The sequence below is a fragment of the Pseudonocardia sp. ICBG601 genome, assembly GCF_020496245.1.
The window spans coordinates 71,111-96,459 of the sequence record NZ_JAHLJA010000031.1 but is presented as its reverse complement, the minus strand read 5'-3'; the positions used below and the strand labels follow the sequence as shown (position 1 = coordinate 96,459).

The window sequence follows — 25,349 nt, the reverse complement described above, 5'->3', positions numbered from 1 at the left end:
GTCCCGGGTGAAGGTCGAGACCGGGGTCGAGTCGTTGCTGCCGTCGTCGGACCCGTCGGTGCAGCGCTACACCGAGCTCGCCCGCTCCTTCGGTGGCGACCCGATCGTCGTGCTGCTGCGCGCCCCGCAGGCCCCCGGCCTGCTCGACCGGGACGTGCTGCCGCGCGTGCTCGGCCTCGAGGGGCAGCTGTCGCAGCTGCCCGACGTCGCCTCGGTCTACGGCCCGGCGACGACGCTGAACCAGCTGGCGTCGCAGTCCCAGAAGCTGCTCGCCGAGCTCACCGGACGTCGCGACGGGCTGCAGCGCGCCGCGGCGATCACCGCCCGGCAGCGCGGCGAGGACCCGGCCGCCGCCGCGAACGCCGCCGTCGCGGCGTTCGACGCCCGGTACGGCCCGCTGATCGTGCAGGGCCTGCCGGTGGGTCTGCCGACCCTGCGCAACCAGCGCTTCATCGACCACTCGATCATGGGTTCGGGCGGTGAGCCGCGCCCGCAGTGGCGCTACGTCGTCCCCGACAACCGCTCGCTGGCCGTGCTGGTCCGCCCCCGCGAGGGGCTCGACCAGGCCGGGACCGAGCAGCTCGTCGCCGCGGTGAACGACACCGTCGCCCGGGCGCAGCTGCCCGCCGAGGCCACCGTCTCCGGCGTCCCGGCCATCACCGCCTCGCTCGGCGTCGCGGTGGACCGGGAGGCGCCGGTCCTGGGCGCGGTCGCAGTCGTCGCGATCGGGCTCTGCCTGTTCCTGATGCCCTGGACCCGGCGGCGGCGACGGCTGATCCCGCTCGCGGTGACCCTCGCGGCGACCGCGGCGACGCTGGCCGTGCTGGGCTGGATCGGCCGCCCCGTCTCGCTCGGGGTGGTCGCGTTCCTGCCGGTCCTGGTGGGGCTGGGCAGCTACTACCCGACCTACTTCGCCCGCGGGGCACGGCCGCGCACGGTCGTCGTCGTCGCGGCGGGGACGGCGGCCGGGTTCGGTGCGCTGGTGCTCTCGCCGCTGCCGTTCGTGCGTGACCTCGGGTCGACCCTGGCCCTGGGCGTCGCGTTCGCGGTGGCGCTGGGCTGGTTCGTCTACCGGCCCGGTGGCTGGGCCGGCCCGGACCGGCCCGCGTCCGCCGCGCCGGCCGACCCCGCGACCGATGCCGCCGCCGACCCGGCCGACCCTGCCGACACGGACCCGGCCGCCCCCGACGCCGACCCGGCCGACGCCGGTGCACCCGCCGGCGACGACGCGGCGGCGCCGGACGGTCCCGGGCCGGTCGCCCGCCCGGGCCGGTCGCGGCTGGTCGCCGTCGTCCTCGCCGGGCTGGTCGCGGTCGGCGGCTGGGCCACGCTGCCCTTCCTGCCCCTGCAGACCAGCGTCGACGCGTTGTCGGCCGGGCTGCCCGCCGTCTCCGACGCCACCCGGGTGGAGCAGATCCTGGGCTCCGGCGGCGAGCTCGCCGTCGTCCTGCGGTCCACCGACGGGAAGGGCGACGTGCTCACCCCGCAGGCGTGGACGTGGATGACGACGGCCCAGCAGTCGATCGTGCGGCTGCACGGCGACCAGGCGCGGCCCGCGCTCTCGGCGCCCACGCTGCTGTCGTTCCTCGGCCCCACCCCGGACCAGGAGCAGATCCGGGCCGGCGTCCGGCTGCTGCCGCCGTACCTCACCGGCGCGGTGCTGCGGCCCGACGGCCAGGTCGCGGTGCTGTCCTTCGGCGTCCGGCTCGACGACCTCGACCGGCTCCGTGGGCTGACCGACGCGATCACCGCCGAGCTGCCCCCGGCCCCGCCCGGCTTCGTCGCCGAGGTCTCCGGGCTGCCCGCCGTCGCGGTGCAGGGCTACGAGCTCGTCTCCGCCGACCGCTACCTCGCCGGCACCGCCGGCCTGGTCGCCGCGGCGCTGGTGCTCGGGGTCGGGCTGCGGCACCGGCGCGACGCGCTGCGCGCCGCACTGGCCGCCGTGCTGGCGACCGGCGCCAACCTGTTCCTGCTCTGGGGGTTCGGCATCCCGCTGAACCCGCTCACCGTCGCGCTCGGGTCGCTCACCGCCGCCGTCGGCTGTGAGTTCACCGTGATGACCTGCGACGCCGTCCGCACGCGCGACCCGCGCCTGCGGACCGCGGTGACCCTCGCCGCCCTCACCTCGGGCACCGGGTTCGCCGTGCTGGCGTTGTCCGACCTCGCCCTCATGCGCGAGTTCGGGCTGCTCCTGGCGTTGTCCGTACTGCTGTCCTACCTGGCCGCACGGGTCGTGGTGCGGGCGTTCCCGCCCGCGCACGGCCCGGCCGACCCCGCGCGGAGTACCCCCGCCCGGGAGAAGCTCGTTGGAGTGATGTGATGCGAGTCAAGTCCACACTGGCGTGGATCGCCGGCGCCGCCCTCGACCGGGTCCGGACCACCTGGACCGGCCGGATCGTGGCGGGAGTCCTCGTCCTCGCCCTCGTCGCCGGGGTCGGCGGCGGGGTCTGGTGGAAGATGCAGCAGGTCCCCGACGGCGCGGCGCTGGCTGTCGGCGACCGGGTCGTGACCGTCACCGACCTCGACGACCGGGTGCAGACCCTGCGTGCGCTCTACGGCGTCCAGCCGCCGGTCGAGGACCCGGTGAAGATGGACGGCTTCCGCCGCGACGCGGCCAAGGCCGTCGCGCTGAGCATGGTGCTGGAGGACCGGGCGACCGAGCTGGGCGTCGGCGTCGCGGACGCGAAGGTCCGCCAGACCCTCGACCAGTACATCACCCAGCAGCTCGGCAACGGCCCCGGTGCGCGCGACGACTTCGTCAAGGTCCTCGGCAACGTCGGCACCACCGAGGACAAGGTGATGAACGAGGTCCGCCAGCAGATGGTCGTCGGGGAGCTGTTCGACAAGGTCACCAAGGACGTGACCGTCACCGACGACGACCTGCGTGCCGAGTTCCCGAAGTATGCCCAGCGGCTCGGGACCCCGGAGAAGCGCGAGCTGTCCAACATCGTCGTCGCCAGCAAGGAGGCCGCCGACAAGATCGCGGCCGAACTACGGGGCGGCGCCGACTTCGCGACCGTCGCGCGGGCCACCACGATCGACAACGCCACCCGCGCGAACGGCGGGGCGCTGGGCCCGATCAGCGCCGACCAGCTGCAGCCCGACTACGCGAAGGCCGCCTTCGGCAGCCCGGCCGGCCAGGTGTTCGGCCCGGTGCAGAACCAGTTCGGCTGGAACGTCGGCCGGTCGGGGGCGGTGACACCGGGCGTCCCGGCGAACTTCGACCAGGTCAAGGACCGGCTCCGCGAGCTGGTGCTGTTCGACCGCCGGATCGGCCTCTGGGGTCAGTGGATGACCGACTCGCTGGCCGACGGCGACGTCCGCTACGCCGATGACTACCGCCCCGCCGACCCGGACACCGCGCCCACCGGCGCGAGCCCGGGCCTGCCCTCGGGCACGCCGCAGACGGTCCCGCCCGCGCCGGGCGGCGGCGGGTGAGTGAGCCTTTTTCAACCTGACGTTTGTGCTGGTCAGGTAGCTGTGATCATGAGGGTCTGGACCGCGGCGACGAGCTGGGTGGCCTGGTTGGGGCTGGAGCGGATCTTGCGGAGGATCTTCCAGTTCTTCAGCTCGGCGTTGACCCGTTCACCGGGTGCCCGTCGTCGGGCGTGGGCGGCGTTGACCGCTTTCTGATTCGCTGACAGGGGCCGGTACCGGCCGGTGTCGAGGTCGCGGCGGCGGCGTCGGTGGGGGACGGTGATCGCGGGCCCGCCGCCTTGGTAGGCGGTGTCAGCGATCGCCCGCACCCCGGCGGTGTTGACCGCGTCGATGATCCCGTGGGCGCGGGCGGCACCCATGTCGTGCCGGGCTCCGGGTAGCGGTGGGGAGATCCACACCAGCCTGCCGACGGGGTCGGCGATGACCTGCACGTTCAGGCCGTGGCACTTGTGTTTGCCGGAGTAGAACGCCCGGTCGTAGCCGGATGTCATGCCGACCCGGTCGATACGCAGCAGCGTGCCGTCCAGGATCACGAACGCCTTCCCAGCGGCGACGGTGATGGCCTGTTCCAGGGTCGGGGCGAGCGCGGCGAGCAGACCGATCGCCTCGGTCAGGTACCGGTACACCGTCGCGGTGCTCACCGCGAACCCGCAGGCCAGGGCAGCGTAGGTCTCGCCCTTACGCAGGTAGGCGAGCACCAGCAAGGCCTGCCGACCGGCTGAGAGCCGGCGCCAGCGTGTTCCACGCTGACGCCGATGCCCCCGGAGAAGATCAGCAAGATCACGGACGCTACGGCTGGACACGTTCATCCCGGATGGGTAGGACAGCACACGGGGCTCCTGGCAGACGACGGTTCGACACCCATCCGTCTACCAGGAGCCCCACCCCGGCCGGCCTTCACGCCCCTGACCAGCACAAACGTCAGGTTGAAAAAGGCTCAGTGGGGCACCGCCAACGCCATGAACGAGTTCGTGGCGCGCCGGTCGTTCAACGACGTCGACAAGGGCCTGTTCGTGGCCCCGCCGGTGTGAGCGGGGGATCGCGATGCGCATCGCCACGGTCGAGCAGCCCGACGGGGTCGTCCGCTGCGGCGTCGTCGACGGGGAGACGCTGCGCCGCTTCCCCGCCGGGACGACGGTGCTGGACCTGCTGCGCACCGGCACCCTGGCCGAGGCCGGGGCCGCGGCCGACGACCCCGTCCCCCTCGCCGGGCTGCGGCTCCTGCCGCCGGTCCAGGCACCCACGGTGCGGGACTTCGTCGCCTTCGAGGAGCACGTCGAGGGGATGGCGGCGGGCGCAGGAGTCGGCGCCGAGTGGTACCGGGCACCGACGTTCTACTTCACCAACCCCTACGCGCTGGTCGGCGCGCACGACGACGTCGCGGTGCCGCCGGGCTGCGAGCGCCTCGACTTCGATCTGGAGGTCGCCGCGGTGATCGGCCGCGGCGGCGCCGACATCGCCCCGGGCGACGCGGGGGCGCACATCGCCGGCTACACCGTGCTCAACGACTGGTCGGCGCGGGACCTTCAGTTCCGCGAGATGGCCGTGCGGCTCGGCCCCTGTAAGGGCAAGGACTTCGCCACGACGCTCGGCCCCGTGCTCGCCACCGCCGACGAGCTGGAGCCGCACCGCGACCCCGACGGTTTCCTCTCGCTCGGCATGACGGTCTCGGTCAACGGGGACGTCGTCGGTCGCGACCTGCTGTCCAACATGGGCTGGCCGTTCGAGGAGCTCGTGGCCTACGCCAGCCGCGGCACCGAGGTGCGTCCCGGTGACGTCCTCGGCTCGGGGACCTGCGGTAACGGCGGCTGTCTCGCCGAGCTGTGGGGGCGGGGCCGTACCGACCTCCCCGCTCTGGCCCCCGGCGACGTCGTCGAGATGACCGTCGACGGCCTCGGCACCCTGCGCAACACCGTCGTACCCGGCCGCGCCCCGCACCTGATCCCCGGCGCGCGGCCCCGGCCGCGTCGCCGTCCCGTCCCCGGCTGACCCCACACCGTCGAGAGGCCTCTGCCGGTCGAGTGGCCCGGACCACGAACAGGCCCCACCGGAGTCCGGTGGGGCCTGTCGTGTCGTGTGCGCCCGAAGGGATTCGAACCCCTAACCTTCTGATCCGTAGTTGGCGCGCCCGCACCCGCAGGACTGGATCCCCAGGTGCGAGCTTGCTCCCCTGGCGACAGAGCAGGCATCAGCGGCATTAGAGCGTGTTTGGAAATGGTGGGTGTGTCGGGATGGTCGACACGGCTGGGGTGCTCCATCGTGGTCGGCATGCAGGAACGACCGCGCCGGTACCCCTCGGACACCAGTGATGCCCAGTGGGTGGTGATCGAGCCGTTGTTACCGCCGCTCGCGCGGCGGGGGCGGCCTGTTGCTCATGCTCGTCGGGACGTGCTGGACGCGATCTTGTATGTCGTGCGGACCGGGTGTGCCTGGCGGGCGTTGCCGGTGGACTTCCCGCCCTGGCAGACCGTCTACTGGTACTTCAACCAGTGGGAACAGCAGAAGGTCACCGAGAAGATCCTCCCGGTCGTGCGGGGGCAGTTACGTATCGCCGAGGGCCGTGATCCGGAGCCGAGTGCGGGGATCATCGATTCCCAGTCGGTCAAGGGCGCCGACACCGTCGGCCAGGACTCCCGCGGCTACGACGCCGGGAAGAAGACAGGCGGACGGAAACGGTTCATCGTGACCGACACCCTCGGTCTGCTGCTGACCACGATGGTGTGCTCGGCCTCGGTACAGGACCGCGACGGCGCCAAGCCGATCCTGCTCAACCTCTACCTGCGCACCAGGGTGCGGTTCGTCTACGCCGACGCCGGCTTCGCCGGGCGACTGCTCGACTGGGCCGCCACGATCCTGCAGACAACGATCGAGATCATCCGCAAGCCACCCGAGCAGCGCGGATTCACCGTCCTCCCACGAAGGTGGGTGGTCGAACGGACCCTGGCCTGGCTCACCGCACACCGACGCCTGGCCCGAGACTACGAACGCCACCCCACCACATCCGAAGCCATGATCCGCTGGGCCGCGATCAACACCATCACCCGCCGCATCGCCCGTGGATACCCCGCCACCCGCCAGCAGAAACACACGACACCCTCAACCCACTAGAATTTCCAAACACGCTCTGAGCGTCCTGGAACTCGATACCACCGATGCCGACTAATTGACCTTCAACGCTCGCCCCGACCAGATGCACCAAGCTGACCTCTAGTTCATGCATCGAATACCCGAAGCTCTCGCTCTCTGTGTACCGAAATTCGGCCAAGTCGTTGTCGAGCGCTTGGATCAGTGCGACGACCATTGGATCGCGGGCGGCCACCGGGCGGACTTCGGTTCTTGTGGGCTGGTCCATCATCATGATCAAGTGATCATCTCATGGTTCAGTCGGTGCCCGCGGCGCGGTGCCGCCGCGACGAAGGTGGCGCACCACACGAGCGCCGTAACGGATGCGATGCCGAACATCAGTCCGTACCCCCCCGTGAGGTCGAACGCGATGCCTCCCAGCCAGGTTCCGGCCGCGGCGCCGAGCGCGCTACCGACCTGTACGAGGCCGGATACCCGCCCGAGTACAGGTCCCGCGAACATGTCGCCGGTTCCGGCGCTGCGGGCACCGATCACCCCGCCAACCACGAGGCCCAGTCCGGCAGACAGGACTGCGACCAACCACTGCGCCGGAAGCTGCGCGGCCCCGATGAGCAGCGCGATGTAGGCCAACCCAGCGGTCACCCCGACGCGCTCCCGCCCCCACCGGTCCGATGCTGCCCCTGCGGTGAGCTGTCCCGCGATGTAGCCAAGCGACGCGATGCTCAAAATGAACCCGGCGGAAGCCACCGAATAGCCGGAGGTCACCAGGAATGGTGCCAGGTGCTGGAAGACGACGAAGTCGAGCACGCTCGCGGCTACAGCGGCGATGAACAGGAACCAGAACGCTGGGAACGCCAAAACAACACCGATCCCAACGATTCTTGCCGGGGCCGCTTCAGGCCCGTCGGCTCGAACAGAGGTGGGTGTACGTCGATGTAACAGGAGGAACGCCAGCGCGACGACGCCGGCGACGATCCCGGCGACCAGGTAGGCAACCCTCCAGCTGTATGCGGAGATGATCTGGCCGAGCAGGTTGAACAACAAGAAGTTCCCAAGCCCAACGCACGCATAGGCTAGGCCGAGCGCTCGGCCGCGAAACTCGGTCGGGTACGAGTTCGACACCATGACCTGGGCGGCGACGATCAGCACGGTCGTCGCTGTCGCGAGCACGAGGACGTACAGAACATAGAAGTGCCACAGCGCCGTCGCCCGCGACGCCATGCTGAGTCCCACGCCGACGATGATGAACCCGGCGGGCACGGCTCGCCCTGGCCCGTACCAGTCGACGAACCTGCCCACGAGCGGCGCGGACAGCGCGCTGCATAGCAAGTAGACCGAGTACATGCTCGATGCCTCACCGCGGGTAATTCCAAGGTCGCGGGTGAAGGCGAGCGAGAACAGCGAAAAGCCTTCGACTAGCCCGAAGATCGTGCCCAGGGCCAGCCCGCCCAGCAACGCCGTCTGCCAGAAGGACAGGCGCTCCCGCAATCCCGCCGCCATTAGGCGCCGCCCACAGCGAACCGCGGCGGCCCTGTGAAAATCTCGGGAATCTCCAGCTTGTTGCTCTCGTATGCTTCTGCGATCCGATTGCGGGTGCGGCAGTGCTGATCCAGGCTGGCAATTCCCTCGCGGACGAGCTCGCGACCGTCCGGGCCAACGCCAGTGAACCAACTGACCAACGACTGCGGATGGAATCCCATCCGGACCTTGAAGCCGTACATGCTGCGACCCATCTCGATCCGCCTCACGCCGAGGCGTTCGGCGAGCTGCAGGGTCTGAGCGTATAGCGCGTAGTAGGTACCAAGTTCTTTATGGTGGTCGTAGTTGAGTCCTGCGATCCAGGCGTAGAGCGTGTCTTCGAAGTGCATCAGGACGAAGCCGCCGAGCAGTTCATCATTCAGCCAGATGCTCACGAAATACACGTACTCACGCAGATTCTCGAATATGCTGTACAGGTTCTCCGGCGGGTTGATCGTCGCGACCCCGTGTCGGGCGCACACGTCCTCGACGAGCTTCGCGAACCGCTCGACGTCGCCGGACTCGATGGTCGTTCGGATGTGCGCGCCCGACCTGAGCGCCTTCGTAGACAGCCTGCGGAACTCCCGGCGGAACTTCTGGCTCCGCAGTGTGTCCAGGTGCGCCTGTGCTGTGCCCGCGAAGTCGACGCCGCTGGTTGCTTCGGTGTAGACGGGGCTGAAGCCACGCTTCTCCAGCTCGGAGCCAAGCGGGTCGGACTCGGGGACTCCGGGGAAGCCGAAGACAGGCACGCCGAGGTGGGTCGCGACCTCACCCACGGCGCCGACCAGGTCGTCGACGATCTCTGCGGGGTCGATGACCGAGCAGACTCCGTTAAAGTAGGAGTACCACGAGTGCCCGACCAGCATCCGCGTGTGCAGGATCGGGTGGTCAAAGTCGTAATCGGGGCCGTAACCGACGTAGTGTGGGTCTTCCTGCACCTCGTAGAACGGTGCGACGGCATCGAGGCGGCCGTCGGTCCGGTGGCAGAAGTGGCGGGCATTGAACAACGGCGCCGGCGGCGCCGTCTCGTACGCTGTCAGCCACTGATGACTGTGGAAGACCGACCCTCCCGCTCGGATTACGACATCGTTCCATTCCTCGGCATCCACGTCGTTCATCGAGTCGTGCACAGTCCAGCCTGAAACCACTGTCACTCCTTACATCTATCGGGGGCGCAGGATCCCGATGTCCTCGAGTACCTCAGCTAGGAGCGCGACGGCCAATTCCATGCCTGCCCGAGCGGCGGGACCGGCCGGGATGCGCGCGGCCGCCAACTCAGCTGGCGTTTTCCCCGTGGAGAGCTCACCACCGAGAGCGTGCATGTCGCGGCCCACGGTGCGCACGTGCTCCTCCCCCTGGACCGACCAGAACTCGTCGGGCATCAGCCGCAGTCGCGAGCAGTAATCCGTCCACACGGCCGTGTCGTGGATCTTGCGGACCGGGCCAGCTCGCCATAGACCGTCTAGATCGAGCCTGGTGAGCGGTGCTGCGTAGGCGATCCCGGGCCTGCCAGGGACGAGGTTCATAGTCGAGCAGAAGTACGTTGTCCGACCGTCGGTCCGACGCGTGCCCGACAGTTGGTCAACGATGTCATCCGGGTCAGATCCGGTGATGCTGGCGATCCGCTCTGCGGTGATTGCATCCCGCAGCCGCATCGGCACCGCGGAGTCGGCGGCGATGGAGATCGCGTGCTGCGGAAAAGTCTCGCGAAGTTCAGCGAGCACCTCGGGCTCGGCTTCGCCCATGCTCTGAAACCGCATCGTCACCCGTCGCGGCGGTCCTGCGGCCAGCTGCTTCCAGAACGTCCGGATCAGGTCGAGTCCGTCCGGGCCACCGTTCCCGGCCGTCGGGTAGGGCATCCCGGAGGGCACGGGGACGCCCGGAAGATTCGTTATCACGTGATCGAACTCGGCAAGGTCTACGTCGGAAAAATTCCGAACCTCGGTGGTGACCTCAGCGCCGCCAGGGTTGAGCGCGCAAGTCATCTCGGTAGCCCGCACCGCGTCTGGGAGGACGTCGATCGCGCGGACCGAACCCGCGGTCCGCACGGCGGCCGCCGTCGCGACCCCAGAGCCGGAGCCGATGTCGAGTACGGCGTCCCGCGGTGTTGCGGCGAGGACAGCTTGAGTGAACCGGAGTGAGTCCTCGCCCAAGTGGACCTCGTGCTCGGTGCTGTAGTCGCGGTCAGCGGCGATCAGCAGCCCGGCGAAAGCGCTCAGGCGCCACCGCCCGGTGCGGTAGACGCCGCCATTGGATGCCACGAGGCCAGCGTCGACCAACGCGCGCCCGATATCGTCACGGATCGACGGATGCCCGACGTCGAAGCCCATGTGCAGCAGTCGAGCCAGCTCGTCACGAGGGTATGGCGCAGCTCCCCCTGGGGAGGCGTCGGTCAGCGCCTCCCCAGCGAGCCACGGTTCCCACGTATTGAGACACCGACGACGGCGCCCGTCGAGCAGACCAGGCAGGTCTACTCCCCGGAGCACTTCGGCGACAGTAGAAACCGCGGGGGACCCGACGATCATCCGAAGTGCCGCTCGTGGGCCTCCGGGTACAGGTCCTCCATGCTGGAATGGTCAACGGGCTGGGTCAGGTCCGACTCGGTGGCGAATGTGTAGCAAACGATCATACGCTCGGCGTCCTCGGAAAGCGGCGCGACCCGGTGCAACGCGGTGTCGGCCTTGAGCAGGTACGCATTGCCGACCCCCGGGTGTCGGCGGACCAACGGACCCTTCGCGACGAGTTCGTCTACCCGCGGGTTCTCACGATCCCACGGGGCGCGCGCGATGAAATCGACACTGCCGCCGATTGTCTCGTCCGGGATCTTGAAGATCCAAACGAGCGCCCAGGTGTAGTCGTCCCAGTGCCATCCGTGCACGTCTCCGGCCTCGTGCAGCCGGGCAGCGATGTACTCCTCGGGAGTGTAAGGAACCGGCAAGACGGTCTCACCGACGATCTGCTCGAGGTAGCTTCGTAGCCCGCGGCTGTGGAACAACTCCGGGACGACGGCGCTGCCAGCCGCAAGCGCGTCACGGTCGAGGTTGGAGTACTTGCGCGGAGTGTGGCCGCTCTGGGCAACGACGATGTCGCGCCGCTTCGCCTGTTTGTTGAATAATTCCTCGACCTCGCCGAGGGCGGTGTCGAATACCCAAGGCGGGGTGAATTCGACAACCTCGGCAAAGTCGGTCTCCTGATAACTGCGACGCAGATCGAAGATCTGTGACTGCATCGCTTCAGACGCGAAGTGCTCGTCAATGGCCTCACGGATGGTGTCCAGCGACTCCCGGATCGTGGCGACTACAGGCATGCCTCTCCTTCGCTTCCTCAGTTTCACGGATACGAGCGAGCAAGAATCACTCGCCGAATGCCGGTGTCGACATTAGTACGTCTTCGGCAAGGAGTCTTTCTTCTTCGCACTACCAGGAGGTGAACAGATGGCGTCGGCGGAAGGATCGCAGGTGATAGCCAGTCCGCTCTCGAAGTTGTCGAGGTGCCGCTGACAGCAGTCGGCAGATTCCGCTCGGACAACGGCAAATCCGATGCGATCGAGGAAGGCGTGCGGCGGCGTTCGGAGCACGGTTCCGAGTTCCACCTCGCGCGTGAAATCGTACAGCCAAGGAGCGGACCTGATCTTCGGGTCCAGATAGAGGCCCGCCAGCCTGCTCTCCGCCACGGGGTAGAAGAAGCGGATCGCGGCGGCCGCCAGCCCGCCTCCTTCGGTCCCCTCGGGCATGTCAGGGAGGTCCATCCCGCATACTGCGGCGGCGGCCTCGACAACCTGGTCCCGTCCGGTTGCCAGGCGTACGAGCAGTGGAATCAAGTCCCCACCGGGCCTCGCTCCGATCTCAATCACGCGCGGTCCAGTACGGGTCAGGCGCAGCTCCGTGTGGGTCGCACCCCAGGTGATCTCGACGGCAGCATGCGTGGCTTGAACTACGGAGACGATCGCCGAGTCGTCCGCGGTCACCGGCTCCCTCGGCGCGACCACGTGCCCAATCTCCTCGAAGTACGGTGCAGGCCCGAGGGACTTTCGTGTAACAGCCAGGATCTCGGGGACGCCGTCGCGGACCACGCACTCCACCGAGATCTCTGGCCCATCCAGATACTCCTCGACCAGGAGTCGCCCACCAGTCGAGCCATAGACGCCGTGTCCAGAGTTGGCGGCGACGGCGTAGGCAGCGTCGAACTCAAAGTCGGCGTCAACCCGGATCACGCCGATGCTCCCGGCGAGAGCCTGTGGCTTTAGCACTACTGGGTAGCCGAGCTCCTGGGCTGCGGCACGCGCCGCGTCACTGGAGTCGACCCGAATGCTTCGGGCTGACGGGACGTTGCCGGTTTTCAACCGCGCACGCATCTCGGCCTTGTCTCGGCACGCACGGGCGGTCGAGATCGAGTTGACACGAAAACCAGCGCCTGCACCGACCTCTGCCGCCGTCTCGACCGCAAACTCATCGTAAGTGAATATTCCGTCGAAACAATTGAGGTTTCGACGGACATACTCTAAAACGACTGCCGGATCGCGGTGATCAATGCCGACGTGTCTGTCGACAACCGCCTTCTGCGATTCGCTGGCAGAAGCGTCGAGTAGTGTCACCCGAAAATTACGTGCCAATGCTTCGAGCGAATATCCCCGGTAAACCGGATCGCCAGCACCTAAGAGCAACAGCCTCGGCAACATCTTCCACTCCAATACCATCTAATGCTTTGCGATCCCCTAGCCCCAGCGAGTGAATCTACACGCCGGGCCGTCAGGGCGCGAAGGGCTGTGACATAGAACATTTCAAGCCGCAGGTATCCGGACCCGGCGTGGTAACCGGCCCCTCCGCGAGTGAGCCTTTCCCAACCTGTTTGTGCTGGTCAGGCGGTGGTGATCATGAGGGTCTGGATCGCTGCGACGAGCTGAGCAGCCTGGGAGGGGCTGGAGCGGATCTTGCGGAGGATCTTCCAGTTCTTCAGCTCGGCGTTGACCCGCTCACCCGGTGCCCGCCGTCGGGCGTGAGCGGCGTTGACGGCCTTCTGATTCGCTGACAGGGGCCGGTACCGGCCGGTGTCGAGATCGCGGCGTCGGCGTCGGTGCGGGACGGTGATCGCGGGACCGCCGCCCTGGTAGGCGGTGTCAGCGACCGCCCGCACCCCGGTGGTGTTGACCGCGTCGATGATCCCGTGGATCCGGGCAGCGCCCATGTCGTGCCGTGCCCCCGGTAGCGGCGGGGAGATCCACACCAGCCGACCCGCGGGGTCGGCGATGACCTGCACATTCAGCCCGTGACACTTGTGCTTCCCGCTATAGAACGCCCGGTCATAGCCCGAGCCCATGCCGACCCGGTCGATACGCAGCAGCGTCCCGTCCAGGATCACGAACGCCTTCCCGGCCGCGACCGTGATGGCCTGCTCCAGGGTCGGCGCGAGCGCAGCGAGCAGCCCGATCGCCTCGGCGACATACCGGGACACCGTGGACTTCCCGACTCTGAATCCGCTGGCCAGGTCGGTGTAGGTCTCGCCCTTACGTAGGTGCGCGAGCACGAGCAGGGCCTGGCGGGCCGGGGTCAGGAGCCGCCACCGGGTCCCGATCCGGCGACGATGTCCGCGCAGCAGCCCGGCCAGGACACGAACCGTGCGAGTGGACATCGACATCCCGGATGGGTAGGACAACACGCGGGGCTCCTCGGTAGGCGGTGGCGCGACAGCTATCCGTCTACCAGGAGCCCCACCCATCTCACGACAAGCCACGCACCTCACACCCCTGACCAGCACAAACAGGTTGGGAAAGGCTCAGTGGGCTGCAGGTGAGGCCCCAGCAGGTCGACAGTTGGTGGCTGAGACACGACGGTCCGGGGCGTTACCATCATCAGCGTCGGTGGTTTCTGTCACCCTGGGGTGCATGGTGGCGACTGCTGAGCAGGTAGCGCGGATCCCGGCGGGGAACCTGCGGGTGCCCCGCGGCGAGTTCGCCGCGGTCTGGGCCGCCGCGAAGGACCGAACCACGCAACAGGGCGAACGTGGAGTCCAGGACTGGTACGCCGCCGGTGTCGTGGCGACGTGCCGGTGGCTGGCCGGTGCTCCGCACCGCACGTCGTGGGGCCAGGTGCAGCAGCCGGCGGCCCCAGTGACCCGTTCGCGTGCGACGGCCTATGAGGAGCTGATCGAGGCCGAGTGCATGGCGGTCGAGCTGCTCCCGGTACGCCAGCCCGACCTCGTCGCAGACCGCCCGGGCTGGTGTGAGGGGATCCGGGCGACGCTGTGGTGGGCCTGGCGGGGCGAGGGCCCGGCTCCCCTCGCCGTGCCCCGCCAGGCCGACACCGACTGAATCAGACCTGCTACCGGTCGCTGTACTCGTCGACCTCGTCGTCCGCCGTGCTGTCGTGCTCGGCCACTGTGTGGTCGTCGGTGTGCCAGCAGTTCAGCTCGGCGGCGCGGGCGAGGTCCTCGCCGGTGTCGCGGTAGCGGATCTCGTCCAGGACCCGGCCGGCGTGGTCGAGGTGCCCCGTCGTCTCGGCGGCGTCGGGGACCCGGACGACGTCCTCTCCGCTGGGTCGTGGTTCGCGCTCTGCCCGTTCCCGGACGTCGTCCCATCCGGCGTCGGCAACCGGGGCCGCGGGGGCTGTGCGTTCGTCATCTGCGGTGTGGGGCCGCTGATCGTGGTCGGTGTGGTCGATGTCGTCCTCGGTGATCTCGCGGTGGGCGTCGTCCTCGGCGATCGCGGCCTCGTGGGCGGCCTTCCACTCCTCAGCGGTGGCCTGCTGGGCGGGGTCGTCGTCGGCGTCGCGTGCGGACAGCTCGGCCTTGGACAACTCGGCCTGCACCCGTGTTTGAGAGGTGTGGGCGAGCCAGGCGGCGCGGGCGTCGTCGATCTGCTGGAGCTGCTCGGCGCGGGCGTCGAGCACCGCGGCCAGGGCGGTCGCCTGGTTCGCCTCGTCGAGGATCCGTTGCCGCTCGGCGGGGTCGGTGAGGGCGTCGGCTTCGGCGCGGCGCAGCGCGGCGGTCTGCTGGTGGGTGGCGGCGCTCTGGCGGGTTCCGGCGAGTTCGTTCGCGACGTAGCGGGGTGCGGCGGCGAGTTCGCGCTGGTAGGCGCGGATGCGGGCGCGGAGCTGGCCGTTGGACAGTTCCAGGTGCTCGCGGTCGATCTCCGGCCGGCCCAGAGTCCGCCACGCGGAGCGGTAGGCGGCGAACTCCTCGACCTGCCCGGGCTTGGGCGCGGGTCCGAGGGCGTCGTCGGGGTCGTCGTGGCCGCGCATCTCGCGGTAGGCGGCGACGCGGCCGACGGCGGCGCTCCACTCGGCCTGCTGGTCGGCGTCGGCCGGGCACGCGCCGAACGCGGAGACTGCCCAGGCGGGTGGGTCGGCGGCGGCGTCGCGGCCGAGGGTGGCGGCGCGGTCGTCGGCGGCGCGAGCGAGGGCGGTGAGGTAGTCGTGCCATTCGGGGTTGTCGGTGTGGGGTGTCCATTCCGCCCAGGTGTCGCCGACAGGGTCGAAGCGGTGGCCCTCGCGGATGCGGGAGTACAGGACGTTGGTCAGGTTCCGCGCCCCGGTCAGCGGGCCGCGCTCGACGGCGTCGACGAGCACGGCCTGGGGGTCGAGGCCGGCGAGTTCGGCCCGGCGCAGCACGCGGGTCAGCGAGGCGGCGCCGTCCTCGGCGGCGATCTGGGCGCGTTGGTGGTCGGTGAGGGCGCCGTGGGCGACGAGTCGGTCGAGGTGGTCGCGGGTGCGTTCGGTCGCGGTCAGCTGGGCGGCGTCGGCGAGCAGCTCGGCCGCGGTCCGGGCGCTGGCGGCGTTCTGCGCGGATTCGGTGGCAACCGCGACGGCGGAGCGGGACAGGGAGGTTTCGGTGGTGTCGAGGATCGCGGCGAGGGTGGCGACGGGGTCGCGGTGCAGGGCGTGCCGCGCGGTGCCGTCGGCGGGGTCCTCGGGTGCGGTGCGGGTGGTGACGTGGGCGGTGTTGGTCTGCCGTCCGCGGGACATGCCGACGTAGAGGGCGGCGGGGCCGGTGCCCGGGGTGACGACGGTGTGGGTGGTGTCGACGGTGGTCCCCTGGGCGGCGTGCACGGTGGCGGCGTAGCCGAGGGCGAGGTCCTCGACGACGTAGGACGCGGGCAGGACAAGCCTCTGCCCGAGCCCGCCGGCCCCCTCTGCCTCGGCGGCGGCGCCGTCGGTGCTGGTGTCGGTGGTGACCTCGATGGCGCCGTCGTCGCGGACGGCGGTGATGCGGTAGGTCTCGCGGTTGATCGGGCCGCGGCGGTTTCCGTGGCGTCCGGCGAGGTGCCAGGCGTTGCGGCGGGCCTGCACGAGGTCCCCGACCCCGGCCACGACACCTTGACGGCCGAGCCAGACGCCGTCCTCGGCGACGCGGCCGAGGCGGACCAGCTCGGCGCGCAGCTGGGCAGAGACGCGGGCGGCCTGGTCGTTGGTGTCGACCAGCAGCAGCGAGTGGTGTCCGGCGAGGGTGTCGGCCAGCCACCCGCGGGCGGCGGAGGCTTCGGCGTCGTCGCAGGTTCCGGAGTCGAGGATGCGGCCGTGCTGGTGGTAGGTGCGCAGCACGGTGTCGTCTCCGGCGCGCAGGCGCAGGCTCGCCTCCTGCTCCCATGGGTGGGTGAAGCGGCGGGCGTCGGTGAGCTCGTAGCGGGACCCGGCGGTGGCGAGCAGGTCCATGCCGCCGCCGGCGCCGACGGCGGAGAGCTGGCGGTGATCGCCGACCAGCAGCAGCTTCGCCCCAGCAGTGTCGGCGTGGCGGTGGATCGCGGCCAGCGCAGCGGTGTCGGTCATCGCGGACTCGTCGACCACCAGCAGATCCCCCTCACCCAGCCGCCACGCCTCGTCCTCGTCCCGGGTTCGGCCGGTGTGGAGGCGGTCCTGGGTGGCGAGCCAGGCGGTGACGTTGCGGGCGTCGAGCCCTTCGCCGGTGAGGACCTCGGTCGCCATCTGGCTCGTGGCGAGCCCGAACACCCGCCCCACCGGCCCCGACCCGCCGCCGTCGGCGCGGTCTCGGAGGGTGGGGTCGGTCCAGGCGCGGGCCAGGGTGCCGACGACGAAGGACTTCCCGGTCCCGGCCGGGCCGACGAGGGTCTCGATCCGGGCGCCGGAGGTGAGGATGCAACGCACGGCGGCGGCCTGGTCGACGCCCAGCTCGATGCCCTCCTCACCGAGCCGGTCGAGGAACCGGCGGGCCGCGCGGACCGGCAGCGCCGCCCCGTCCCGGGCGGCGGTGGCGGCGAGGAGGAACCGTTCGGTGTGGACCTGCTCCGGTGTCGCGTACAGCGCGCCGCCCGGGGCCTGGTAGGCGGACTGGCCGTTGGCGAGCAGCAGGTCGTCGGGGAGCAGCTCGGCGGCGGGTTTCGCGGTGTCCATCGTCAACGAGTGGTGGAGGGCGGCGTCGGTGAGCTGGTCCAACAGGGCTGCGATCTCGGCGCCGTCGGAGACGCCGAGGTAGTCGGGCAGGGCGGCGTTGACCGCCCGGGTGAGGTCCGCGGTCGTCCAGTGCGTCTTGCGGTTCCCGACCTCGGTCAGCGCGAGTTCGATCACCGCCCGCGGGTCGAACGTCATCGGCTCCACACCCTCGCGGCGCGCGGCCAGGGCAGTGTCGGCGATCCCGGCCAGACCGCCCTCGATGTCGGCGCGCAGCCGGACCTCGACCCGGGAGAGCAGGTCGTCGCGGGACTCGCCGTCGTGGGACTTCCCGGACCTCGTGAGCAGGGTCGCCTGCTGGGTGAGGCGCTCGTGCTCGTAGCCGTTCGGGGCGCGCCCGTAGCGGGCCTCGAACGCCTCGACCAGGTCGGCTGCCTTCGCCGTCAGGGCGTGGCGACGGCTCGACAGCAGTGACATCGCCTGCGCCGGGACCCCGACCACTTCGCGGGCCTTGCCGTCGGGGCGCATCGCCAGCAGCACCCCGATCGTCGCGGTCAACCGCTCCTCACAGGTCCGTTCCCCGACCGCGGCCGCGCCCGGGCGCCACCGGTGGATCGCGCGGGAGTCCAGGGTCCGCCAGGTCCCGTCCGGGCACTCGACGCGGTTGAGGATCGTGTTGTGGATGTGCAGCTGCGGATCCCGATCCCGGGAGTCGTGCTGGAAGAACGACGCCACGGTGAACGCGTGCGCGTCCACCCACCGTCCCGCCGCGCCGCCGTGGTGCCCGACCCGGGAATAGCCGGCCTTGTCCTGCAAGTAGGCCAGGGCGGCGTTGTTGCCCGCCCAGATCGCATCCTCGACCGCCTGACGAAACTCGCCCCACGCCGCCGCCGTGGCCTCGTCGCCGGCCTGGCGGGCGGCGACCTCGCGGGCCTCGAACGCGGTGTGCAGCAGCGTCACCGACTTCTGCACGCTGAACGTCGCATCGAGGAACGCGACGTTGTGCCGGGCCGCCTTCCCCGCCTCGGTACGCAGCTCGGCGCGGCGTTCCGCCGCGGCGTCCGGCTCGCGTTCCAGCGCCGCCGCGTACAGGTCGTCCTCGGACAGGTACTTGCGTCCGGTGTGTCCCAGGGTTGGGACGCTGTCCCACTGGGAAGGATCGCGGAACCCGGCGTCCCGGGGGTCGAGGAAGCGTTCGTAGAGGGCGCGCATGTCCTGGGCGTCGACCAGGCCGGTGAGGCCGAGGCGCTCGGCCCCGGCGCCCCACCACCGCCCCGGCGGCTCACCCTCGGCGACCGCACCAGTGTAGTAGTTCTCCCGCCCCGTTGCGACCTCCTTCAACAGGTACTCCGGGCTGTAGCCGTTGACGACCTTCAGCACCCCGACCACCCCGAAACGATCATGAAACCGGTCGCGGCCCGCACGGGAGCGGCGTCGGGGTTCGCGGTCCGGCCGCAGGCCGGACCGCACCCTCGGATCGTGATGCCAAGGTGTGCTGCCTTTGATCTTGGGGTGCTCTTGCTCTGTTCGGTGTAGTCGCTCTCGGTTCTGGTCTTCTGCTCGCTCTCGCTGCTGGTGCTGCTCGTCTCGATGTGGGTGCTGCTGGTCTGGCTGCTCGGGTTCATGGCTGAGTCCTGTTCTGGGGCTCGTCGGGGACGAGGTGCAGGCCGCTCGCGGCCTGCGTGGGGGTGTCGCGGAGCTGCTGGAGCGCTCGGGCGGCGGTGCCCCGGCCGACGTCGGCCATCTCCTGCAACTCGCGCACGGTCGGGAGGTCGCCGTGGCGCTGGCGGTGGGTCGCGGCGGTGGTGCGGGCGCGCTGCTGCGCGCTCGCACCACTCCCGCCCGTTCCACCGGCCCCGGAGCTGTCCGGCCGGACGGCGGGGCGCGGCGCCGGGTGGGACACCGGCCGCGGCGGGCCCGGGATCACCGGCCCGTCCAACGCGGGCGGGACACCCGGGCCGCGTCCCACCCCGTCGGGGTGTTCCACCGGTGTCCGGCCGGACCGGTCAGGCGAGGGAACGGTGATGGTCGCCCGGACCCGCGGCCCCGGCCCGGCGTCGGGCTCCGGGGCGGCCGTGGCGGTGTCGGCGAGGAGGTAGAGCAGGTGCGCGACGACCGCGGCGGCGACCGCGGGCCACGCCCCGACCCCGAACCGCAGCCCAGCCGACACCTCCAGCTCGCCGCCCGCGGTCACCGCGTCCGAGGCGAGGTAGACCGCCTGCGCCAGACCCGAGAGTCCGGCGGAGACGACCACCACGCTCCAGGCGTAGCGGGCCGCCGAACCGGCCAGCCGCGCCGTCGCCGCGTAGGCGACCAGGTCCAGGCCGTCGGTTATCAGCGGGTAGATCCACGCCACCCCGACCGGCACCCGCGCGGGCACCGCGACCTCGAACAGGCCATGCGCAGTCGCCACCGCCGCGCCGAGCGCGACGGCCAGCCCCGGCAGCCACACGGCCGTCCGGCCCCAGCGCCCCGCGCTGCTGCTCGTGCTGCTCGTGCTGTTGGCGCTCATCGGAGGACACCTCCGATCGGGCCGGTCGCGGCCGGGGCGGGTTCGGGCGGCGACTGCTCGCGGCTGCATGCCCACCAGTCGGTGATCGCGGCCGCGTGCTCCAGACCCGGCACCGGGACCGGTGCCCCGCCCGGGGCGCTCCAACCGGGGCGGGTCTGGTGGCGCTCGATCGAGCACGACCCCGCGCTCTTACGGACCCGGGCGACGACGCCGGGGCGCTGGCGGTCGTGCCAGTCCCCCGCCCCGGCCACCGAGGCGTCAGGGCCTTGGTAGGCCGCGCACCAGGCGTGCATGAGCCACAGCAGTTCCTCGACGACGTCGGGGTGCCACAGCCAGCACTCCGGCAGCACCGATGCCCCGTCGGGGTAGCGCAGGAACACCGCCCCCAGCCACACGGTCAGCTCGTCGAGCAGCCCGGCGACGTCGGCGGGCTCGGTGGGGGCGAGCAGCCACGACGGGGCGGTCGCCTTCTGCCAGCGCCCGACGACCGCGGCCAGGGTGTCCGCCGTACGCGCGGCCATCTCCTCCAACCGCTCCACCCGCTCCACCACCGGCTCCAAGCCGTCGACCCGCCGGTGAAGCTCGTGGACCTCGCGGGCCAGACCGGCCACCACGACCTCCGACGCCCCAGGGGTGGGCCCGGCCGGGTTCTGCGGGAGCGGGGGCGTGCTCATCGCTCCCACCCCGCCCCGTCCACATCCACCGACGACGGCCGTCCGGTGGGCGGGGTGTCGTCGTGCTCGACGGCGACGGCGGCGGCCTGGGTCTGGCGGACCAGGTCCGCGACGCGACGCATCTCGGTCTCGGTCAACGGCCGGATCCCGCCCTCCGCACCGTCGTCGAGGGTGAACCACAACCCACCCACCGACCCCGCCACGCCGCCCCGGTCCGGGCCGTCGGCGCGGTCGGGGTTCTCGTCGCGCTCGACGGCGTCGATGACCTCGCTCCAGTGCTCGGCGTGCAGCATCGACTCGATGTCGGCCACGTCCCGCACGACGTCGTGGCCGGAGTCGTGGTCGGGGTTACGGTCCGGGGTGTCCACCGGTGCCTCCTGCTCGTCGCGCGTCTCGTGTGCCCGGCGGTCGCCGGGGTGGTTCTGCTCGCGTGGGTGCTCGTCGAGCGCGGCGACCTCGGCCGCGGCCTCGGCGGTGGCCTGGTGGGCGTCGTGGACGGCGCACGCTTCGCGGTGCGAGCGCTCCCGGCCCTCCCGGGCGAGCGTCACGAGCCGCGGCTGCGGGTCACAGCCGGTGGTGTTGGTCAGCTCGTCGAGCCCGACCGTGTGGGCGCGGTAGCCCCACATCTCGGCGTCGGAGTGCAGCCCGGCCAGCCGGGCCGGGTCGGTGATCGCCGACGTCCCCCGGGCCTCGCGTAGCGCCGCGACCGCGGCGGAGTCGGCCCGGGTGCGGGCGGCGGCGACGGTCTCGCCGCCTGCGAAGTCGACCCACCCGAAGCGGGCGCGGGCGTCGTCGAGGTCGAACTCGTCCAGCCGCCACCCCGACGACGGCCGGCCGTGCGCACCGGTGGCGTCACGCAGGTAGGAGGCCACGACCTGTTCCGCGTCCGCCCGCCCACCGGGCAGCTCGGCGGCCAGCCGCTCCACCGCCTGTCCGGGGGTCCACATCTCGTAGCCGCTCATCGGGTCCACCGCCCGTCACCCGCGCCACCCGCCGGGCCGGCCGGACGACCACCGTCGGGGCCGGGTTCGTGCAGCACGGTCGCCCCGGCGGCCTGGTCGTGCTCGGTGTCGCGGCGGATCGCGCGGAGCTCGGCGAACATCGCGTTGGACGACCGCACCCGCTCCGCCGCCTCCCCGAACCGGCCCGGCCAACGGCCGGCGAGCACGGTCAGGGCATGTTCGAGCTGGAGGTCCGCCCAGGCTCGGGCAGTCTCGCTGCGGCGGTGCCAGCGGGTCTCCGCCTCGATCCGCCGCAGCAGCCGAGCCCGACGCCGCACGTCGCGGCGCTTCCACGCCATCTGAGCGCGGCCGATCACCGGCGCGATCCCGCGCCGGATCACCACCACCCGCCCCGCCGGCAGGTTCGCGATCTGCGCCGGCGCCAACACCGGGACCTTGCGCACCGACCGGGACGCGACCCGACCGTGCTCATCGGTCGTCGACACGCGCTCGTCGCGCTCCCCGGCCAGGGTGGACCAGAACTCCAGATCCGCCTTGTCCCGCGTCCCACCGAAGATCATCACCGCGGCGGTGTTGTTCAGGATCGTCGCGGCCTTGTGCTCACCCCACCGGGCCAACAGCTGGGCGCGGGACTGGAACGCACACAGGATCGTCACACCCCGCCCGCCCATGTCCGCGGTCCACGACTCCAACGGGACCGGACTGATCAGGGCGGCCTCGTCCAGGAACAACCCCAGCGGCGGATCGAGCCGGCCCTTGGGCTGTCCGGCGGCGAGCCGTCGGGCCTCGCGGGCGATGTGCCCGGTCAGCGCGCAGACCAGGGGTGCGGTCTGGGCCTCCTCGGCGCCGAGCAGGAACACCGTCGCCCGGTCGTGGAGGAGGCGGGCGACGTCGAAGCCCTCCCCCGGCTCCGCAGCCGCCGCGGCGGCCGGGTGGGTGAGCCACCCGAGAGCCGGCATCACGCTGGAGGTGATCGAGGAACGAGTCCGCTCGTTCGTGGTCAGGAACTGCATGACGTCCTGCTCGAACGCCGTCACCCCCGACCGACGCAGCAGCGCGGGGACCTCGCGGCCGGCCGTGTCGGGATCGGCGACCCAGCCCAGGACGTCGGCCATCCGCTTGTGCCCGAGGGCGGCGGCGTGCAGCAGCGCGGCCAGGACGCGGCGGGCCTGACCGTCCCAGAACTCCCGATCCCCACCCGCCCCGGACGCGACGGCGGCGAGCATGTCCGTGGCCCGCTCGGTGGCCGTGACGGGGTCAGCGCAGCCGGTGAACGGGTCGAACGTGATCGTGCTGGCCCGGCCGCCGAGGCCGGCGGGGTTGAACACGAACACCTCACCCCGGTCCTGGCGACGCAGCGGCGCGCACAGGTCGAGCAGATCGGTGCGGGTCGAGGTCACCAGCGCGGCGCCCGGGGCGTCGAGGACACGCCCGGCCAGCCAGCCGGTCTTGCCGGTGCGGGGGCCGCCGACGACGATCACGACGTCCTCGACCAGCGCCCACACCCGCAACACGCCGGTGCGGCACAGCTCCACCGCGGCCTCGCTCGTGGCGAGCCGGAGCCGCTGCCACCGCGGGAGCCCTGCCAACGACGGCCGCACCGTGCCGGTGCGACGGCGAACCGCGAGGGTCCCGGCGTGGCGGACGATGTCCAGCGACGAGGCCACCCCGACCTTGCGGCGCGACCGCGCGGCCCATCGGGACACCGTCGCCGAGGAGCGCGACCAGCGGTGCCATACGATCACCCCGGCCAGGCCGACCACCGCGACAAGCGCGGGCCAGGACAGGGCGGTGACGATCGTCGCCGCCGGGAGCAGCGCGACCACCGCGAGACCGGCGGCCAGCGCGCGGGCGCCACGCGCCCAGGCGAGCAGAGCACCCGCCGCGAAGACGGCGAGGACGAAGCTGGTGGAGCTGAACAGAACGCTCATCTCAGTCGTCCCATCCGGTCCGGGCCGCCCACGCCGCGATGTCCGCGCGGTGCCGGGCACAGCCCTCGGCGTGCCCGGACTCGACGTCGGTCGGATGCGACCCGTAGGGCCCGGTGTCGGTGACACGGGCGGAGCAGCTGGTGCAGCGCCACGACACCGACTCCCACCGCGGCGCAGCAGCTCCGCCGCGTTCGGCGACGTGCTCGAACGCCAGCACCTCCGGCTCATCCAGCCCCTCGAACCCGAGCACCGACGCGACCTCCGCCCACGAGCGTCCGGCGCCGCGGGCGTCCAGGGCGTACTCCCGGCCCTGCGCAGCGGCGACCCGCCGGACCTGCACCGCCGCCCGCAACCCCGCGAGCGGATCCGACAGGACCAGGCGGGTCACGCTCGTGTCGCCGATCGGCTCGCGGGTCTCACGGGTGCCGAACCACTCCACCGCCATGGACCGGATCAGGTCCCGGACCCGCCACACCCGACGCTCCGCGTCGGTCGGCTCACCGAACACGCCCATCACCGCTCACCCCCGACCCGCGCAGCCACGGCGACGCGGTGGTCACGACGCAGCTCGGCCTCCCACCGCTCCGCGGTGCGCCGCGTGACCCCGCACTGCACGGCCACCAGACCGGGCTCGGCCCCGGCCGCCAGCGCGGCCCGACCGGCGTCGCGGTGCCGTGCACCCCGCACCGACACCGGCACCCGAACCCCGACCGGTCGGCCGCGCCGGGCCCGGCCGCGGTGGCGCAGCGCGGTGCGCTGCGCCTCGGTCAACCCGCCCGCGATCCCGTGCGACTGCTCCGCGAGGGCCCAGGTCCGGCACGCGGCCAGGACCGGGCACCCCGCGCACACCGACAGCGCCCGCCGCTCCTCGGCGACCAGGGCCGCACCGGCGGCCGCGGTCGGGAAGAACAGCTCCGGGTCGGCCTCCCGGCACGCCGCCAGGGCCCGCCAGTCCACGTCCTCGCCCCGTGCGGGGCCCAGGTCTACGCTCGTCATCTCGCCTGCCTCCATGTACTGGTTGGTGAGAGCGGCCCGGCGGTCGTGTTCCGCCAAGATCCCGTCGCCGGGCCGCACCATCTGCTTGCTGCTGTCGTTCACTGCGTGTTCCTCTCCGGCCCGCGTGCGGGCGCCTCGAACAGCCCCGGCAACGCGTCCTCGGCCTGCCGCCGCTCCTCCCGGTCCGCCGCCGAGTCCCGCCCCACCCCCGCGCCGGGCACGACGTCGACCAGGTGCGCGAGCCGGACCGGCAACGGCCGGTTGTCCAGCAGGCACACCGCGACCTGACGCGACGGGCACTCCTGCCGACGCACCACCGGCCACCCACACCCCGGGCACCGACCCGCCCCGACCACGTAGTGCTCGACCACGACCTGCAAACGGTCCGTCCGCCCGGTCGGGCGCAGCAACCGCGGGTCCAGGTCCTCGGGCTGCGCAACCCGCTCGCGGACCGTCCACTCCGGCGACGGCGTGGGGCGGGCGCTCACGCCGACCACCCGGTGCCCTCGTCCAGCGACACCCCGGCACCGGCCGCGGTCAGCCCGTAGCGCAGCCCCGCCGCCTCGATCGGCTCCGGGACCCGCCCCATGTGATCCGGGCAGAGCACCGAGCCGTCGGTGTGGGAGAACTCCGGCGACCGGCCGGCGCGGGCGGGCCACCCCAACGGCGGGGCGTCCATGACGGGGCCGGGGCAGCCCGGGCACACCAGATCCGTCACGTCGATCAGGTCGGTCGGGTCGTCGGCCAGGTCCACGACGGGCGGGCCGGGCAGGAAGATCACGCTCACGCTGGCCTCCGAAGAGGTCGAGGAGGGTCGGCCGGTCTGGCCCCCCGGTGGCGGCGTCCCGTCCGTCACCGCGCCATCAGGCGCGCACGGCCTCCGAGGCTCGGACTCA

The 25,349-nt window shown here is 71.5% G+C and carries 20 protein-coding genes and 1 pseudogene; 5 read left to right on the top strand and 16 right to left on the bottom strand.

Annotated elements, in window-relative coordinates; all coding sequences use genetic code 11:
* Positions 1-2,320: hypothetical protein (locus KPL57_RS11545; RefSeq protein ID WP_226351593.1), on the top strand; the 2,320-nt coding region annotated here is incomplete at its 5' end.
* A complete protein-coding gene (locus KPL57_RS11540) occupies positions 2,320-3,438 on the top strand; it encodes a peptidyl-prolyl cis-trans isomerase (protein ID WP_226351592.1) in 1,119 nt (372 codons plus the stop codon). The genes KPL57_RS11545 and KPL57_RS11540, both read left to right, overlap by 1 nt.
* A 32-nt stretch (positions 3,439-3,470) precedes the next feature.
* Here KPL57_RS11540 and KPL57_RS11535 read toward each other — a convergent pair whose 3' ends face one another.
* Positions 3,471-4,268 carry a transposase family protein gene (locus KPL57_RS11535; protein ID WP_226350737.1) on the bottom strand — a complete coding sequence of 266 codons (798 nt, stop codon included), beginning with the start codon at positions 4,266-4,268 and terminating at the stop codon, positions 3,471-3,473.
* Positions 4,269-4,482: 214 nt separating this feature from the next.
* Between KPL57_RS11535 and KPL57_RS11530 the strand changes: the two genes are divergently transcribed.
* Together KPL57_RS11530 and KPL57_RS11525 are read left to right on the top strand one after the other, a co-directional pair.
* Positions 4,483-5,427 carry a fumarylacetoacetate hydrolase family protein gene (locus tag KPL57_RS11530; protein WP_226351591.1) on the top strand — a complete coding sequence of 315 codons (945 nt, stop codon included), beginning with the start codon at positions 4,483-4,485 and terminating at the stop codon, positions 5,425-5,427.
* Positions 5,428-5,652: 225 nt separating this feature from the next.
* Positions 5,653-6,601: pseudogene (locus KPL57_RS11525) on the top strand (IS5 family transposase).
* Positions 6,602-6,798: 197 nt separating this feature from the next.
* Here the strand turns inward: KPL57_RS11525 and KPL57_RS11520 are convergent.
* From KPL57_RS11520 to KPL57_RS11495, 6 genes are all read right to left on the bottom strand, one after another.
* Complete coding sequence (locus KPL57_RS11520) at positions 6,799-8,010, bottom strand: MFS transporter (RefSeq protein ID WP_226351590.1); 1,212 nt, start codon at positions 8,008-8,010, stop codon at positions 6,799-6,801.
* A gap of 11 nt (positions 8,011-8,021) precedes the next feature.
* A complete protein-coding gene (locus tag KPL57_RS11515; RefSeq protein WP_226351589.1) occupies positions 8,022-9,158 on the bottom strand; it encodes a GNAT family N-acetyltransferase in 1,137 nt (378 codons plus the stop codon).
* A 45-nt stretch (positions 9,159-9,203) separates the two neighbouring features.
* Positions 9,204-10,370: a 50S ribosomal protein L11 methyltransferase gene (locus KPL57_RS11510; RefSeq protein ID WP_226351588.1), complete on the bottom strand. Its 1,167-nt coding sequence runs from the start codon at positions 10,368-10,370 to the stop codon at positions 9,204-9,206.
* A gap of 191 nt (positions 10,371-10,561) precedes the next feature.
* Positions 10,562-11,347 (bottom strand): hypothetical protein, encoded by a 786-nt coding sequence (locus tag KPL57_RS11505; protein ID WP_226351587.1) that lies wholly within the window; start codon positions 11,345-11,347, stop codon positions 10,562-10,564.
* A 72-nt stretch (positions 11,348-11,419) separates the two neighbouring features.
* On the bottom strand, positions 11,420-12,634 hold the full coding sequence (locus tag KPL57_RS11500; RefSeq protein ID WP_226351586.1) for an ATP-grasp domain-containing protein: 1,215 nt from the start codon (positions 12,632-12,634) through the stop codon (positions 11,420-11,422).
* 263 nt (positions 12,635-12,897) lie between these two features.
* Positions 12,898-13,695, bottom strand: coding sequence for a transposase family protein (locus KPL57_RS11495; protein WP_226351139.1), 798 nt, complete (start codon positions 13,693-13,695; stop codon positions 12,898-12,900).
* A gap of 226 nt (positions 13,696-13,921) precedes the next feature.
* Between KPL57_RS11495 and KPL57_RS11490 the strand changes: the two genes are divergently transcribed.
* Positions 13,922-14,347 (top strand): hypothetical protein, encoded by a 426-nt coding sequence (locus KPL57_RS11490; RefSeq protein WP_226351585.1) that lies wholly within the window; start codon positions 13,922-13,924, stop codon positions 14,345-14,347.
* Positions 14,348-14,357: 10 nt separating this feature from the next.
* Here KPL57_RS11490 and mobF read toward each other — a convergent pair whose 3' ends face one another.
* From mobF to KPL57_RS11445, 9 genes are all read right to left on the bottom strand, one after another.
* The gene (gene mobF / locus KPL57_RS11485; protein WP_226351584.1) at positions 14,358-18,767 is read right to left on the bottom strand and encodes a MobF family relaxase; all 4,410 of its coding nucleotides are present in this window, start codon (positions 18,765-18,767) and stop codon (positions 14,358-14,360) included.
* Positions 18,768-18,999: 232 nt separating this feature from the next.
* Positions 19,000-19,890 (bottom strand): hypothetical protein, encoded by an 891-nt coding sequence (locus KPL57_RS11480; RefSeq protein ID WP_226351583.1) that lies wholly within the window; start codon positions 19,888-19,890, stop codon positions 19,000-19,002.
* Entirely contained in the window at positions 19,887-20,564 is a 678-nt protein-coding gene (locus KPL57_RS11475; protein ID WP_226351582.1) for a hypothetical protein, read from the bottom strand. Before KPL57_RS11475 ends, KPL57_RS11480 begins: the two co-directional genes overlap by 4 nt.
* Positions 20,561-21,526, bottom strand: coding sequence for a hypothetical protein (locus KPL57_RS11470; protein WP_226351581.1), 966 nt, complete (start codon positions 21,524-21,526; stop codon positions 20,561-20,563). The genes KPL57_RS11475 and KPL57_RS11470 overlap by 4 nt, the downstream gene beginning before the upstream one ends.
* Positions 21,523-23,457, bottom strand: a complete 1,935-nt coding sequence (locus tag KPL57_RS11465) for a type IV secretory system conjugative DNA transfer family protein (RefSeq protein WP_226351580.1) — start codon at positions 23,455-23,457, stop codon at positions 21,523-21,525. Before KPL57_RS11465 ends, KPL57_RS11470 begins: the two co-directional genes overlap by 4 nt.
* A gap of 1 nt (position 23,458) precedes the next feature.
* Positions 23,459-23,965, bottom strand: coding sequence for a hypothetical protein (locus KPL57_RS11460; protein WP_226351579.1), 507 nt, complete (start codon positions 23,963-23,965; stop codon positions 23,459-23,461).
* 5 nt (positions 23,966-23,970) lie between these two features.
* Positions 23,971-24,555 (bottom strand): WhiB family transcriptional regulator, encoded by a 585-nt coding sequence (locus tag KPL57_RS72010; protein WP_374203698.1) that lies wholly within the window; start codon positions 24,553-24,555, stop codon positions 23,971-23,973.
* On the bottom strand, positions 24,552-24,941 hold the full coding sequence (locus KPL57_RS11450; protein WP_226351578.1) for a hypothetical protein: 390 nt from the start codon (positions 24,939-24,941) through the stop codon (positions 24,552-24,554). The genes KPL57_RS72010 and KPL57_RS11450 overlap by 4 nt, the downstream gene beginning before the upstream one ends.
* Complete coding sequence (locus KPL57_RS11445) at positions 24,938-25,240, bottom strand: hypothetical protein (protein ID WP_226351577.1); 303 nt, start codon at positions 25,238-25,240, stop codon at positions 24,938-24,940. Before KPL57_RS11445 ends, KPL57_RS11450 begins: the two co-directional genes overlap by 4 nt.
* Positions 25,241-25,349 lie beyond the last annotated feature (109 nt).

Coding starts and splice junctions, on each gene's coding strand:
- KPL57_RS11540 (WP_226351592.1), top strand. CDS start 2,320: ATGCGAGTCAAGTCCACACTGGCGTGGATCGCCGGCGCCGCCCTCGAC.
- KPL57_RS11530 (WP_226351591.1), top strand. CDS start 4,483: ATGCGCATCGCCACGGTCGAGCAGCCCGACGGGGTCGTCCGCTGCGGC.
- KPL57_RS11515 (WP_226351589.1), bottom strand. CDS start 9,158: ATGAACGACGTGGATGCCGAGGAATGGAACGATGTCGTAATCCGAGCG.
- KPL57_RS11510 (WP_226351588.1), bottom strand. CDS start 10,370: ATGGGCTTCGACGTCGGGCATCCGTCGATCCGTGACGATATCGGGCGC.
- KPL57_RS11505 (WP_226351587.1), bottom strand. CDS start 11,347: ATGCCTGTAGTCGCCACGATCCGGGAGTCGCTGGACACCATCCGTGAG.
- KPL57_RS11490 (WP_226351585.1), top strand. CDS start 13,922: ATGGTGGCGACTGCTGAGCAGGTAGCGCGGATCCCGGCGGGGAACCTG.
- KPL57_RS11480 (WP_226351583.1), bottom strand. CDS start 19,890: ATGAGCGCCAACAGCACGAGCAGCACGAGCAGCAGCGCGGGGCGCTGG.
- KPL57_RS11475 (WP_226351582.1), bottom strand. CDS start 20,564: ATGAGCACGCCCCCGCTCCCGCAGAACCCGGCCGGGCCCACCCCTGGG.
- KPL57_RS11470 (WP_226351581.1), bottom strand. CDS start 21,526: ATGAGCGGCTACGAGATGTGGACCCCCGGACAGGCGGTGGAGCGGCTG.
- KPL57_RS11465 (WP_226351580.1), bottom strand. CDS start 23,457: ATGAGCGTTCTGTTCAGCTCCACCAGCTTCGTCCTCGCCGTCTTCGCG.